The 11,924-nt window shown below is 69.9% G+C and carries 14 protein-coding genes; 5 read left to right on the top strand and 9 right to left on the bottom strand.

Annotation, left to right across the window (positions count from 1 at the left end; genetic code table 11):
- The first annotated feature begins 20 nt into the window (after nt 1-20).
- Nucleotides 21-464 carry an SRPBCC domain-containing protein gene (locus DFR74_RS04535; RefSeq protein ID WP_067510443.1) on the top strand — a complete coding sequence of 148 codons (444 nt, stop codon included), beginning with the start codon at nt 21-23 and terminating at the stop codon, nt 462-464.
- A gap of 51 nt (nt 465-515) precedes the next feature.
- On the opposite strand, the gene gatA is transcribed toward DFR74_RS04535, so the two are convergent.
- Nucleotides 516-1,985 carry an Asp-tRNA(Asn)/Glu-tRNA(Gln) amidotransferase subunit GatA gene (gatA, locus tag DFR74_RS04540; protein WP_067510440.1) on the bottom strand — a complete coding sequence of 490 codons (1,470 nt, stop codon included), beginning with the start codon at nt 1,983-1,985 and terminating at the stop codon, nt 516-518.
- The gene (gatC, locus tag DFR74_RS04545) at nt 1,982-2,281 is read right to left on the bottom strand and encodes an Asp-tRNA(Asn)/Glu-tRNA(Gln) amidotransferase subunit GatC (protein WP_067510437.1); all 300 of its coding nucleotides are present in this window, start codon (nt 2,279-2,281) and stop codon (nt 1,982-1,984) included. The genes gatA and gatC overlap by 4 nt, the downstream gene beginning before the upstream one ends.
- A 408-nt stretch (nt 2,282-2,689) precedes the next feature.
- Between gatC and DFR74_RS04550 the strand changes: the two genes are divergently transcribed.
- Nucleotides 2,690-3,340, top strand: coding sequence for an ACT domain-containing protein (locus DFR74_RS04550; RefSeq protein WP_067510435.1), 651 nt, complete (start codon nt 2,690-2,692; stop codon nt 3,338-3,340).
- A 169-nt stretch (nt 3,341-3,509) separates the two neighbouring features.
- Here DFR74_RS04550 and DFR74_RS04555 read toward each other — a convergent pair whose 3' ends face one another.
- From DFR74_RS04555 to DFR74_RS04565, 3 genes are read right to left on the bottom strand one after another with little or no spacing between them, the layout of a single operon-like run.
- Nucleotides 3,510-4,013, bottom strand: a complete 504-nt coding sequence (locus tag DFR74_RS04555; RefSeq protein WP_067510433.1) for a GNAT family N-acetyltransferase — start codon at nt 4,011-4,013, stop codon at nt 3,510-3,512.
- 54 nt (nt 4,014-4,067) lie between these two features.
- Nucleotides 4,068-4,415: a hypothetical protein gene (locus DFR74_RS04560; protein ID WP_067510431.1), complete on the bottom strand. Its 348-nt coding sequence runs from the start codon at nt 4,413-4,415 to the stop codon at nt 4,068-4,070.
- Nucleotides 4,416-4,438: 23 nt separating this feature from the next.
- Complete coding sequence (locus tag DFR74_RS04565; RefSeq protein WP_067510488.1) at nt 4,439-5,683, bottom strand: AAA family ATPase; 1,245 nt, start codon at nt 5,681-5,683, stop codon at nt 4,439-4,441.
- 243 nt (nt 5,684-5,926) lie between these two features.
- Here DFR74_RS04565 and DFR74_RS04570 point away from each other — a divergent pair, with 243 nt between their 5' ends.
- Nucleotides 5,927-6,289 (top strand): hypothetical protein, encoded by a 363-nt coding sequence (locus DFR74_RS04570; protein ID WP_147265734.1) that lies wholly within the window; start codon nt 5,927-5,929, stop codon nt 6,287-6,289.
- Here the strand turns inward: DFR74_RS04570 and DFR74_RS04575 are convergent.
- The 4 genes from DFR74_RS04575 to ligA form a co-directional block, all read right to left on the bottom strand.
- Nucleotides 6,276-7,295: an S-adenosylmethionine:tRNA ribosyltransferase-isomerase gene (locus DFR74_RS04575; protein WP_267898896.1), complete on the bottom strand. Its 1,020-nt coding sequence runs from the start codon at nt 7,293-7,295 to the stop codon at nt 6,276-6,278. The two genes, DFR74_RS04570 and DFR74_RS04575, sit on opposite strands and share 14 nt — an antisense overlap.
- Nucleotides 7,296-7,429: 134 nt before the next feature.
- The gene (locus DFR74_RS04580; protein WP_067510427.1) at nt 7,430-8,122 is read right to left on the bottom strand and encodes an SDR family NAD(P)-dependent oxidoreductase; all 693 of its coding nucleotides are present in this window, start codon (nt 8,120-8,122) and stop codon (nt 7,430-7,432) included.
- Nucleotides 8,123-8,194: 72 nt separating this feature from the next.
- A complete protein-coding gene (locus DFR74_RS04585; protein ID WP_198161762.1) occupies nt 8,195-8,866 on the bottom strand; it encodes a DUF2625 family protein in 672 nt (223 codons plus the stop codon).
- Nucleotides 8,867-9,051: 185 nt separating this feature from the next.
- The gene (gene ligA / locus DFR74_RS04590; protein WP_407675096.1) at nt 9,052-11,160 is read right to left on the bottom strand and encodes an NAD-dependent DNA ligase LigA; all 2,109 of its coding nucleotides are present in this window, start codon (nt 11,158-11,160) and stop codon (nt 9,052-9,054) included.
- Between the two features lie 173 nt (nt 11,161-11,333).
- On the opposite strand from ligA, the gene DFR74_RS04595 reads away from it, so the two are divergent.
- Together DFR74_RS04595 and DFR74_RS04600 are read left to right on the top strand one after the other, a co-directional pair.
- Nucleotides 11,334-11,600: a type II toxin-antitoxin system Phd/YefM family antitoxin gene (locus DFR74_RS04595; protein WP_067510423.1), complete on the top strand. Its 267-nt coding sequence runs from the start codon at nt 11,334-11,336 to the stop codon at nt 11,598-11,600.
- Nucleotides 11,597-11,851 (top strand): Txe/YoeB family addiction module toxin, encoded by a 255-nt coding sequence (locus DFR74_RS04600; RefSeq protein WP_067510421.1) that lies wholly within the window; start codon nt 11,597-11,599, stop codon nt 11,849-11,851. The genes DFR74_RS04595 and DFR74_RS04600 overlap by 4 nt, the downstream gene beginning before the upstream one ends.
- The last annotated feature ends 73 nt before the right edge of the window (nt 11,852-11,924 follow it).

An 11,924-nucleotide genomic window follows, 5' to 3' on the forward strand; every position in this document is an offset into this window, starting at 1 on the left:
ACTTGTTCTAACTTGCTGGCATGGGCTTTGTCATCGACTCGGCCGTGTACATCGACGCACCGGCCGAGCTGGTGTGGCAGGTGATCACGGACCTCCCCCGCTACGGCGAGTGGAACCCCTTCGTCCCCGAGTGCACCAGCACGCTGGAACCCGGCGAGCCCATCGACATGCTGGTGCGCCTCGGCCCCCGCCCGCGCCGCCAGCGCGAGTGGATCCGCACCCACACCCCGGGCCGCGAACTCAGCTACTCGATGAAGCCGGTCCCGCTCGGCGCGCTGAATTCCCTGCGCTCCCACACCGTTACCGCCGTCAGTCCCGAACGCACCAGGTACGAATCGCATTTCGAGCTCAACGGCTGGTTCCACCCGGTCGTCGCGGGGCTGCTGGGCAAGCACCTGCGCAAAGGGTTCGAGGGTATGACCGAGGGCATCCAGCGCCGCGCGGAATCCCTTCGCACCGCCTGACTTTCCCGACGAGCCGGGCCGGGATCACTCCCGGCCCGGCTTTCGCGCGTCTCAGGCGATGGGGCCGCGGGCGGCTTCGTAGGCCGCGCCGACTCGGTACAGGCGGTCGTCGGCCAGGGCCGGGGCCATGATCTGCAAGCCGACGGGCAGGCCGTCGTCCTCGCTGAGCCCCGACGGCACCGACATGGCCGGATGGCCGGCCAGGTTGGTGGGCAGGGTGCACAGGTCGGACAGGTACATGGCCAGCGGGTCGTCGACCTTCTCGCCCAGCTTCCACGGGGTGAACGGGCTGGTCGGCGAGACCAGCACGTCGACCTTCTCGTAGGCGGCGTCGAAGTCGCGGGCGATGAGGGTGCGGACCTTGAGCGCCTGGCCGTAGTAGGCGTCGTAGTAGCCGGCCGAGAGCGCGTAGGTGCCGATCATGATGCGGCGCTTGACTTCCGGGCCGAACCCGGCCGCGCGGGTGAGCGCCATGACCTGCTCGGCGCTGTGGCCGCCGTCGTCGCCGACGCGCAGGCCGTAGCGCATGGCGTCGAAGCGCGCCAGGTTCGACGACACCTCCGAGGGCATCACCAGGTAGTAGGAGGGCAGGCCGTACTCGAAGTGCGGGCACGACACCTCGACCACCTCCGCGCCCAGTTCCTTCAGCACCGCGACGGCCGCGTCGAAGGAGGCCAGCACGCCGGACTGATAGCTGTCGGAGTGCAGTTCCTTCACCACGCCGACCTTCACGCCGCGCAGATCGCCCGACGCGCCCTCGCGGGCGGCGGCGACCACCGGCGGCACCGGCACGTCGCGGGAGGTGGAGTCCTTCGGGTCGTAGCCCGCGATCACCTCGTGCAGCAGCGCGGTGTCGAGCACGGTGCGCCCGCACGGGCCGCCCTGATCCAGCGACGACGCGCACGCCACCAGACCGAACCGCGACACCGTGCCGTAGGTCGGCTTGGTGCCGACGGTGGCCGTGACGGCGGCGGGCTGGCGGATGGAACCGCCGGTGTCGGTGCCGATCGCCAGCGGCGCCTGGTTCGAGGCCAGCGCCGCCGCCGAACCGCCGCCGGACCCGCCCGGGATGCGGGTGGTGTCCCACGGGTTGCGGGTAGGGCCGTAGGCGGAGTTCTCGGTGGAGGAGCCCATCGCGAACTCGTCCATATTGGTCTTGCCGAGGATCGGGATGCCCGCCTCGCGCAGCTTGGTGGTGAGCGTGGCGTCGTAGGGCGAGATCCAGCCCTCGAGGATCTTCGACGCGCAGGTGGTGGGCATGTCCGTGGTGGTGAACACGTCCTTGAGCGCCAACGGAACTCCGGCCAGCGGCGAGGCGACGGTGCCGTCGGCGAGCTGCTTGTCGACCGCGCGCGCGGCGGTGAGCGCGGCGTCGGAGGCGACGTGCAGGAAGGCGTTGTACTCGCCGTCCACCTCGGCGATGCGGTCCAGGTGCGCGCGGGTCACCTCCTCGGAGGAGACCTCGCGGGCGTGGATCTTCGCGGCGAGCTCCGCGGCCGTGGCCTTCGTCAACTCACTCATTCGCCCTCCCCCAGGATCTGCGGAACCATGAACCGCTGTTCTTCCACCGCGGGCGCGGCGGCCAGCGCCTGCTCGGGAGTGAGCCCCGGGGTGATCACGTCGGGCCGGGTCACGTTGACCGCGGGGTTCGGCGAAGCGGTGGCGGGCACGTCCGCGGCGGCGACCTCGGAGATGGTGCGCACGTGGCTCAGGATCGAATCCAGCTGACCGGCGAACTGGTCCAGTTCGGCCTCGGACAGCGCGAGCCGGGACAACCGGGCGAGGTGTGCGACCTCGTCGCGGGAGATGGCGGGCACCGCGGACCCCTTTCGGCGTTGGTGTGTGGTCGGACGTGATCGGTCTCGGTCCGATCGCACCGGGGTGAGATGCGCGGCCTCCCGGCCGAATCGCGTGACCGCATCGGCACCGCGCCGGAATCGCACTGTGCCGTTCCGTCACAACCGCCGATCTGTCACAGGTGCGGTGTTGTCACATGTCACCCGAGCAGACAGTCTACGAGCGCCCCGGTAACCCGTACTCGCGCGGGTTACATCCCGACGACACACCCCCACAACTAGCGCGACACGCCGTATCGTGACGAAAAACCGGCGTGGCATTCCTCACCGGCCGCAGTTCGACTCGATAAGCGCGGCCGGGGGGTGTAAGTATTGCCAGACCCGGGTATCCGACCACCAGGCTCGGCCGGCCAGAGGAAAGGAACGCGCGTGTCATACCTGCTCCGCGTGCAACTTCCGGATCGCCCGGGAAGCCTCGGCGCACTCGCGGTCGCACTCGGCTCCGTGGGCGCCGACATCCTCTCGCTGGATGTGGTCGAACGCGGCGCGGGCTTCGCGGTGGACGATCTCGTCGTGGAGGTTCCACCCAACGCACTGCCCGACACGCTCATCACGGCGGCGGAGTCGATCGGCGACGTGCACGTCGACTCGATCCGCCCGTACTCCGGCGTCCTGGACACCCACCGCGAACTCGAGTTGATCGACCAGGTGGCCAGTGCCCGCGACGATCGCCTCCAGGTGCTGGTGGACGGTGTGCCGCGGGTGCTGCGAGTCGGCTGGAGCACCATCATCGATATGGGCCCGCAAGGCGCCTACCGGGTGGTGGGCAGCCAGAGCGCCCCACAGACGCAGGCCGGTTCGGCGCCGTGGATGCCGCTGGAGAAGCCCTCCACCCTCGACCCCGAGGCCGAGTGGGTGCCGCAGATCTGGCGCGATATGGACACCAAGCTCGCCGCCGCGCCCCTGGGCAGCACCGGCAAGGTGCTGCTGCTCGGCCGCCCCGGCGGACCCGACTTCCGCCCCTCGGAAGTCGCCCGCCTCGGCTACCTCGCCGGCATCGTCGCCACCGTCCTCGGCTGAATCGACTGCCGCACAAGCTTTCTCGCGAGAGTCCGGTCCACCCGCACCTTCCGACGAGTTCGCCACGGGTGTTCGTCGTGTCGAATGCGCGCGCGGCGCGTCGCGTGCCAGTCGTCGCACTGCGCGGCGTGTAGGCCCCGACCCACTGCTCGCGACGAATTCCCGACGACTACGCCCCGAGAGCGAGCCGGTACACCCGTAGCGGAGCACCCATCGGCGTCGCCCAATCCCGTTCGGGCACAGCGACGAAACCAAGTCGTTCATAGATGCGCAGCGCGTCGACCATGGGCAGCATGGTCGTCAGCACGACGGCGTCGTATCCCTCGGCGGCCGCGCGGTCGATCACGGTGCGCACCAACGCCGTTCCCGCGCCGAGGCCGCGCGCCCGCTTGGCGACGGCCAGCATGCGGAACTCGAGTTCGCCGGGGCGGGCCACGTCCGCGAAGGGCGTGCCGGGCGCCGCGACAGTAAGCGATCCGATCACGACGCCCTCGTGTTCGGCGACGAGCACATCGGCGTCCGCCGCCCGGCGCGCGGTATCGGCCAGCTCCGCGGCGTACGGGCTCTCGGCGCGGACGAACCCCTCGCCCACGTACACCTCCACCGTCAGCGCCCCGACCGCGTCGAAGTCGCGCGGCGTGGCGGCACGGACCATCACGTCATCAGCACCCATGCCCGGCATCCTGCCATCGCCGGCGACATCGCCGCGATAGTCCTGGTCACAGGTTCAGGAGCCGAGTCCGGGCCGGGCGCCGGGGTGCGCGATGCGCCAGCGGTCCGGGTTCTTGGGCGGGTACACGACGTCGATGTAGTCGCCGATCGACGGCCACTGGTTCACGTCCCACGCGAACCGCCCGTACACCACCTTGCCCGCGACCGACGGTCCGGTGAGGTTGCCGGTGATCGTCACGTACTGCTCGCCCTCGGCGTCCGGGCGCGGGCTCACCCCGGTCACGTACAGCGACCCCGCCTCGGCCTGCGCCAGCGGGCTGCCGCCGCCCCGCCCGCGCCGGAAGGACACCAGCAACGCCACGAGCACGGCGACCATGATGATGAGCATGGCGAATTCGAGCATGTCTCGATCCTAGGGCCGTGTGGTCACAGGGCCGCGAGTTCGGCGGCTCCGTTCTCGCCCCGCCGCACCTGCCACACCGCGGTGCGGGTGCGCTGCGAGCGCCCGTTGCCGCGGTCGATGAGCTTGCGGTCGCCGGTGGTGAACACCAGTTGCGCGCCGTTGGCGTTGGTCTCCGGGTTCTGGAACAGCTGGATCAGCCGGTCGGCCTGCTCGCCCGACAGGCGTGCGTCGATGTCGTCGACAGCGAGCACCCGTCCGTTGTCGAGCGCGTCCAGCATGGTGGGCAGCAGCCGCAGCAGCGCCAGCGTCGAGGTGGACTCGTCGGCGATGTCGAACGGCGCGTCGATGCCCCGGTGCACCAGTTTCAGCCCGACGCCGCGGCGCGCCACCATCCTGGCGTAGAGCGCGTCGCGGGCGGCGCGCAGATTGGAGAGTTCGCGCTCGAGCAGCAAGGGGGTGAGTCCGCTCTGTTCCAGCAGCTGGTCGGCGTGGCCGGGCGAGGTGGCGCACAGTTCCAGCTGTTTGGCGCCCGCCTCGATATCGCCGTCGAGTTCGCGCAGGTAGTCGGCGTACAGCGGGTCGTGCTCGGCGATCAGCAGATCGGTGATGCCCAGTTCGGCGGCGCGCAGGAGCAGCAGCAGGCGGGCGGCGTTCTCCCCGGAGCGCGACAGGTGCGCGCCCAGCCGGTGCGCGATCGCGTCGGGCTCGGCCTCCCCGCGCTGCACCTCGAGCATGGCCGAGAACCAGCGGAAGGCGGGCACCAACGCCTCGGCGTACATCTGCCCGGCCAGGCTCAGCAGCAGCGCGTTCGGGCGCACCAGCGGCACCAGCGCCGCGATGCCGTAGCGCGCCGCCTCGAACATCGGGCCGATCTTGATCTGCTCACCGGTGCGCTCGAACACGATGCGCTTGCGCGAGCGCGGATGGCTGTGCAACCACTCGGCGACCACCTCGGCGTTGTCGATGCGGAATCCGTAGGTGTAGGGGCAGCCCTCCGCGACGAACGACGCCACGAACTCGGTGGGCTGGTCGGGCGCGCCCAGGTGCGGACTGCGCACCGGGCCCGCGTACGGGTCCCACCCGGTGACCGACTCCAGCACGGCCTCGCGCATCCGCCCGAGCGCGTCGATCAGGCTCGTCTTGCCCGCCGCGGTGCCGCCGTGGATTGCGGTCACCGGCACCGCCACCGGCCCGCTCCCCTTCGTGAGCCGCAACTCCTGCCGGTCGGCCAGCGCTCTGTGGTTGGTCACCTGAAAACTCCGCAGCATGCCGCAATCCTTCCGGTTCGGGCGCGGGGCCGCGACACCCACCCCGCCGACGTGCTCGCCGGGTGGGCGCGTCGGTGGGAGGGTTTCCGGCGTGTGTCTCGCGGGCCGAGGACCGAGCGCCCCCGGTCGGAGCGGGTGCGGGGCGGCTCGGGCGGACGGGGGCGGGGATCGGCGTTAGCATGCTGGGCAATCGCGGCCGGTCGGGGCAAGGTGGGTCGTGCCTGATGGATGACGCTGAAGAAGATGAGGTGGACGATGGTGCCGACGAAACTGACGCGGCTGACGGTTCGGGCCGCGGTGATCGGCGCGCTGGCGGCGGGCGCGGTGGTGGCCGTGCCGAAGGTGGCGATGGCCGACGCGAAGTGTCCGAACGGGACGGCGCGGGTGTTCCTCTACGCCTCGACGAACCACTGCCAGGGCGGCACGCAGACCTACACCAACCCCACCGTGGTGAAGGTCTGCTCGATGAGCCGCACCAAGGTCGTCATCGAGACCAAGGGCGAGCGGCGGATCAATAACCGCACCGTCGAACTCGGCCCCGGCCATTGCGCGGCGTTCGAACCGCGCGGTCAGGAGAGCGCGACCGTCGCCGTCAGCGCGACCTGAGCGTCCGGTCCGGCGCGAACAGCAGCGCGCTGTCGCCGAATTCGTGCCACAGGTAGCCGGCGTCGAGCGCTTCGGCGTAGGCGCGGCGCACCGTGTCCTCCCCCGCCACCGCGACCAGCAGGTCCAGATGCGAGGCCCCGGGCGCGTGCCATCCGGTGATCAGGCCGTCCACCACGCGGGCGGGGCGCGCGGGGCCGAGCACGAGATCGGTCCATCCCGACGCGGCGTGCACGAAACCGTCGGGGGCCGTGGCCGATTCGAGCGCCCTGGTGACGGTGGTGCCGACGGCGACGATCCGGCCGCCCGCCGCCCGCGCGTCGTTCACCAGGTGCGCGGTGGCGGCGGGGACGTCGAATCGCTCGGGGCTCGGCGGTTCGCCCGCCTCCGGTGAGGAGACGCCGGTGTGCAAGGTGATCGGTGCCAGCCACACGCCGGAGGCGACCAGATCGAGCACCAGTTCGTGCGTGAACGGTCTTGCGGCGCTGGGCATTTCAGCGCTTCCCCGCTCGCGTCCGAACACGGTGGAGTAGTACGTGGGTAGCCAGCGTTCCGGTACGTACGCGTAGGTGATCGGATTCCCGTACTGCCACAGCAGGGCTCGCACATCCGTGGACACCTCGGCGATCCAGAGTCGCCGCCCGCCCGGTAGCCACGGGGCGCGCAGCGTCATCCGGGCATCGCCGGGAAGGTCGACGGCATCGCCCGGCTCGAAGCTCCGATCGGCCAGCGGCAGGCGGTCTTTCGTGCGCAGCTCGATCACCCACGTCCCGTCGTCCAGCCAGGTCGAGAAGTGCACGACCACCGGCGCGCCGGCGACCTCGCCCTCGACGGCGGCCGTCACCATCGCGGAGTTGTTCACCACGAGGACGTCGCCGGGCGCGAGATGTTCGGGCAGCCGGTGGAATCGAGTGTGCGTCAAGCCGCCGTCGGCGACGAGCAGGCGCACATCGTCGCGCGACAATCCCCGCGCCTCGGGCGGGGCTGTCGCGTTGAGCCGCTCCGGCAGGACGAAATTCGCGTCGAAAGGCCGGTATACACGACCGGGGCCTCCCTCGCGCGCACCCCCGATTCGACCGCTGTCGACGTGCCGGTCCGGACTCCCGGCGCGTCCACTCTCGCGAAATCTCCTGCCCTCCACCTTCATCGCGCCGCCGCGAAGTCGGACACCGCGTACCGCGCGCTCTTGGGTCGTTCGTCGACCAGCCGCAGGAGTGCGGGCACCACGGATTCCGGAGTGGGACGGTCGGAGATGTCCGCACCCGGGAACGCGTCCTGATGCATGGCGGTGCGCATGTCGCCGGGGTCGAAGGTGTAGACGTCGAGGTCGGGATGCTCGGCGGCCAGCACCGCGCTGAGCTGATCCAACGCCGCCTTCGTCGCGCCGTACCCGCCCCACTCGGGATACGGTTCGACGCTCGCGTCCGAACTGATACTCACCACCGCGGCACCGGGCGCGAGGACGGGCAACACCATCTGGATGATCCCCAGCGGCGCGACGACATTCGTCCGGAACAGCGCCTCGAGCGCGTCGAGCGGAAACGCGGCCAAGCGCGGCAACGGACTCGGCCCCAACCACCCCGCGTTGTTCACCACCAACAGCAGATCCCCCGCCCCACCGGCCACCTCGGCCACCCGCGCCCGGTGCGCGGCATCGGTCACATCGCCGACGACCGGCACGAACGCTTCCCCCAACTCCTCCCGCATCCGCTCCAGCGGTTCGGCGCGCCGCCCGGTCCCGACCACCCGCCACCCTCGCTCGACCAACCCACGCGCCAACGCCGCCCCCAGCCCCGCCGACACACCCGTGACCAGCGCTGTCCGATGAAATCCCATGACACTCTCCTCACATCCAGGTACGACACCGATCGTCATACCTGAAGGTAGGTTAAGGTCAAGGGTGTGTGCTCAGCCCAGTTGCGCGGCGATGTCGGTGTGCAGCGCCAGCAGTTCGCCGATCGGCACCGGGCGGCGATCGGCCGCCGCGATACCGGCCCGCCCTTCGGCGCTCCACAGCGGCGGCACCACCGACAACCCCTGATCGAGCCGCAGCCGGCCCACCTCCCCGGCCCACCCCGGCCACCGCATGCCCTCGTAGAAATCAGCATGTCCACCGGAGAGCACCCAGGAGAGGAACGCCGAATGGCCGCCGCCGATCGGCTCCCACCGCAAGGTCTCCGGCCCGAAATAGCAGATCTCGCCGGGCTCACCCGGCAACGCGCCCCCGTTGACGGCGAAGCGCCCGCCCAGTGCGTCGACCGCGACGGTCAGCGCACCCGGCGCACCGCCACCGGGCTCCCCCATCCCGTTCGCGGTCGCCAGATCCGGCAGCCCGTCGTAGCCGCCGCCGAGGATGCGCAACCACCCGTGCTCGGCGACGATCCCACCGGTGTGCAGCGCCAGGGCGCCGAGGGTCGACCACGCCGTCACCTGGAGCCGGAACAACACCGACTGGCCCTGCGCCGGCTCGATCGGGAGCACCGTGATCGGGATTGCGGCGGAAGCGATCTCGCTGCGCAGCCCCGGCCACGCCGGATCGTCTACATGAATCAAGTCCTCTACGGGACGTACTGTCGACACCTGCGCCATCCTGCCCGAATCCGGCGCGCCCCGTTCTGCTCATTCTCGGCGGACGTCAAGGCGCTCCAGGTCCACTCCCACGGACCGGCGTCCGGATTTTCGGGCACAGCCGCTCAGCTTTCGGCGCATTGGGACGCATCGTGGGGCACAGCCCTGGGCGGACTTTCGCCCTTGGGCCCTACCGCTCAGCCCTCGGACTCTTCGTCGGCGGGCGCGGGCGTGACCGCCTCCGGTCCTTGCGCCAGCAACCGCACGAACCCTTCCTCATCCAAAATCGGGACACCGAGTTCTTCGGCCTTCGCCGCCTTCGAACCGGGCGCGTCACCGATCACGACGAACGCGGTCTTCTTCGACACCGAACCCGCCGCCTTCCCGCCGCGCATCAGGATCGCCTCTTTGGCGCCGTCGCGTGAAAAGCCTTGCAGGGAGCCGGTTACGACGATGGACAACCCTTCGAGGGTGCGTGCGATGGACTCGTCGCGCTCGTCGCGCATCCGCACACCGGCGGCACGCCACTTCTCCACGATGGCGCGATGCCAGTCGACGGTGAACCACTCGACCACGGCCGCGGCGATGGTGGGGCCGACGCCGTCGGTGGCGGCGAGTTCCTCGGCGGTGGCGGACTCGATGCGCGCCATCTCCCCGAACTCGGCGGCCAGCGCACGCGCCGCGGTGGGGCCGACGTGCCGGATCGACAGGCCGACAAGCACCCGCCACAGCGGGCGGTCCTTGGCCGAATTCAGGTTCTCCAGCAGGCGTTTGCCGTTCGCGGAGAGGCTGCCGTCCTTGTTCACGAACAGCGTGGTGGTGAGCAGGCGCGGCTCGTCGAGGTCGAACAGGTCGCCCTCGTCGGCGATCGCGCCGGACTTCAGCAGGTCGATCGCGGCCTCGTAGCCGAGCGCTTCGATATCGAAGGCGTTGCGGCTGGCGACGTGGAATACGCGCTCGCGCAATTGCGCCGGGCACGCCCGCTGATTCGGGCAGCGGATATCGGCGTCGCCCTCCTTCTCGGGCGCGAGTTCGGTGCCGCACTCGGGACAGTGTGTGGGCATGACGAATTCGCGTTCCGCCCCGGTGCGCGCGTCCACCACCGGACCCAGCACCTCGGGAATCACGTCGCCCGCCTTGCGGATGGTGACGGTGTCGCCGATCAGCACACCCTTGCGCTTGACCTCGGAGGCGTTGTGCAGTGTGGCCATCGCGACCGTCGATCCCGCGATCGACACCGGCTCCATCACCGCGAACGGCGTGACCCGCCCGGTGCGGCCGACATTGACCTGGATGTCGAGCAGCGTGGTGGTGGCCTCCTCCGGCGGGTACTTGTAGGCGATCGCCCAGCGCGGTGCGCGGGAGGTGGCGCCCAGGCGGCGTTGCAGCGCGACCTCGTCGACCTTGATCACCTGGCCGTCGATCTCGTGTTCGATGTCGTGCCGGTGCTCACCCCAGTACTCGACCCGCTCGATCACCGCGTCGATGCCCTGCACCCGCTTTGTGTGCGCCGACACCGGCAACCCCCACGCCGCCAACGCCGAGTACGCCTCGTGCAGCGACGACGGCGTGTAGCCCTCGGTGCGGCCGACGCCGTGACAGATCATGCGCAGCCTGCGCCGCGCGGTGACCGCCGGGTCCTTCTGCCGCAGCGAGCCGGCGGCGGTGTTGCGCGGATTCGCGTACGGCGGTTTGCCTTCCGCGACGATGGACGCGTTGAGGGTTTCGAAATCCTCCAGCCGCATATAGACCTCACCGCGCACCTCGAGCAGCTCGGGCACCGGGAACTCGTCGGTGCCGGTGAGCTCGGTGGGCACGTCCTCGACGGTGCGGGCGTTGAGCGTGACGTCCTCACCCGTGCGGCCGTCGCCGCGCGTGGCGGCGCGCACCAGCTTGCCGCGTTCGTACACCAGGTTCAGCGCGACACCGTCGATCTTCACCTCGCACAGGTAGTGCAGATCGGAACCGGTCTCGGCCTCCACACGCGCCGCCCAGGCGCTCAGCTCGTCGTAGTTGAAGACGTTGTCGAGCGAGAGCATCCGCTCGAGGTGGTCGACAGGCGAGAAATCGGTCGCGAAACCGCCGCCGACCAGCTGGGTCGGCGAATCGGGCGTCAGCAGATCGGGATGCTCCTCCTCCATCGCCTGCAACCGCCGCAGCAGCTCGTCGAACTCGCCGTCGGAGATGACCGGCGCGTCGCGCACGTAGTAGCGGAACTGGTGCTCGCGCACCTCGTCCGCCAACCGCTGCCACGCCACCCGCTGCTCCGCCGTCGCCGGAACCGCCACACTCTCGCTCTCACTCACGAACAGCACATTAGCGCAGGCCACCGACATATTCCGGCACGTCGGCGGGGTGGTGGAAGCGGGTTCGGGAAGCCTCTGCCGGGGGTCCCGAGGGCTCGGATCGCGGCGACCAACCCTCGGCAACTCGTACCACATTCCGGTACCGTCGACCGTGTAGCCGGAGAGGTACAGCGATGACCAGCATGTCTGCCAGCGAAGCACGAGCCAGCCTTTACCCACTCATCGAACGAGTCAATGACGATGCCATCGCCATCCACATCACCAGCCGCAAAGGAAACGCCGTCCTCATCTCCGAGGACGAGTACAACTCCTTGTGCGAAACCCTCTACCTGATGCGTTCTCCGGCCAACGCCGCCCGGCTTGCCCAGGGGGTCGCGCAACTGGAAGCCGGCGATACTGTCGAAGTCGACCTGGATCGCCTCGCGCAGGAACTCGGGTGAAGGTCACGTTCGCGAAGGTCGCATTCGAAGACCTCGCTCACCGGATCTCCACCGACCGCAAACTGGCGCTCCGGATCCTCCGCTTGATCAACGACATAGAACGCGATCCGTTCACCGGGCTCGGGAAGCCCGAGCCGTTGAAAGGTGACAAGTCCGGGTACTGGTCACGCCGCATCAACGACGAACATCGCCTGGTCTACGCCATCTCGGGGGACAACATCCTCATCGCCCAAGCTCGCTACCATTACTGACCGCGTCGGCGACGGTTCGGCCGTGGGCGGACGATACCGGCGTGAGCCTCCCTCCGTGAACCAACAGGCAGCG

Origin of the sequence: Nocardia puris (assembly GCF_003315035.1) — a bacterium.
GTDB lineage: Bacteria > Actinomycetota > Actinomycetes > Mycobacteriales > Mycobacteriaceae > Nocardia > Nocardia puris.

Excerpts from the sequence above, each read along its gene's own strand:
- DFR74_RS04535 (WP_067510443.1), top strand. The coding sequence starts at position 21 with ATGGGCTTTGTCATCGACTCGGCCGTGTACATCGACGCACCGGCCGAG.
- gatA (WP_067510440.1), bottom strand. The coding sequence starts at position 1,985 with ATGAGTGAGTTGACGAAGGCCACGGCCGCGGAGCTCGCCGCGAAGATC.
- DFR74_RS04555 (WP_067510433.1), bottom strand. The coding sequence starts at position 4,013 with ATGGGTGCTGATGACGTGATGGTCCGTGCCGCCACGCCGCGCGACTTC.
- DFR74_RS04560 (WP_067510431.1), bottom strand. The coding sequence starts at position 4,415 with ATGCTCGAATTCGCCATGCTCATCATCATGGTCGCCGTGCTCGTGGCG.
- DFR74_RS04565 (WP_067510488.1), bottom strand. The coding sequence starts at position 5,683 with ATGCTGCGGAGTTTTCAGGTGACCAACCACAGAGCGCTGGCCGACCGG.
- DFR74_RS04570 (WP_147265734.1), top strand. The coding sequence starts at position 5,927 with ATGAGGTGGACGATGGTGCCGACGAAACTGACGCGGCTGACGGTTCGG.
- DFR74_RS04580 (WP_067510427.1), bottom strand. The coding sequence starts at position 8,122 with ATGGGATTTCATCGGACAGCGCTGGTCACGGGTGTGTCGGCGGGGCTG.
- DFR74_RS04595 (WP_067510423.1), top strand. The coding sequence starts at position 11,334 with ATGACCAGCATGTCTGCCAGCGAAGCACGAGCCAGCCTTTACCCACTC.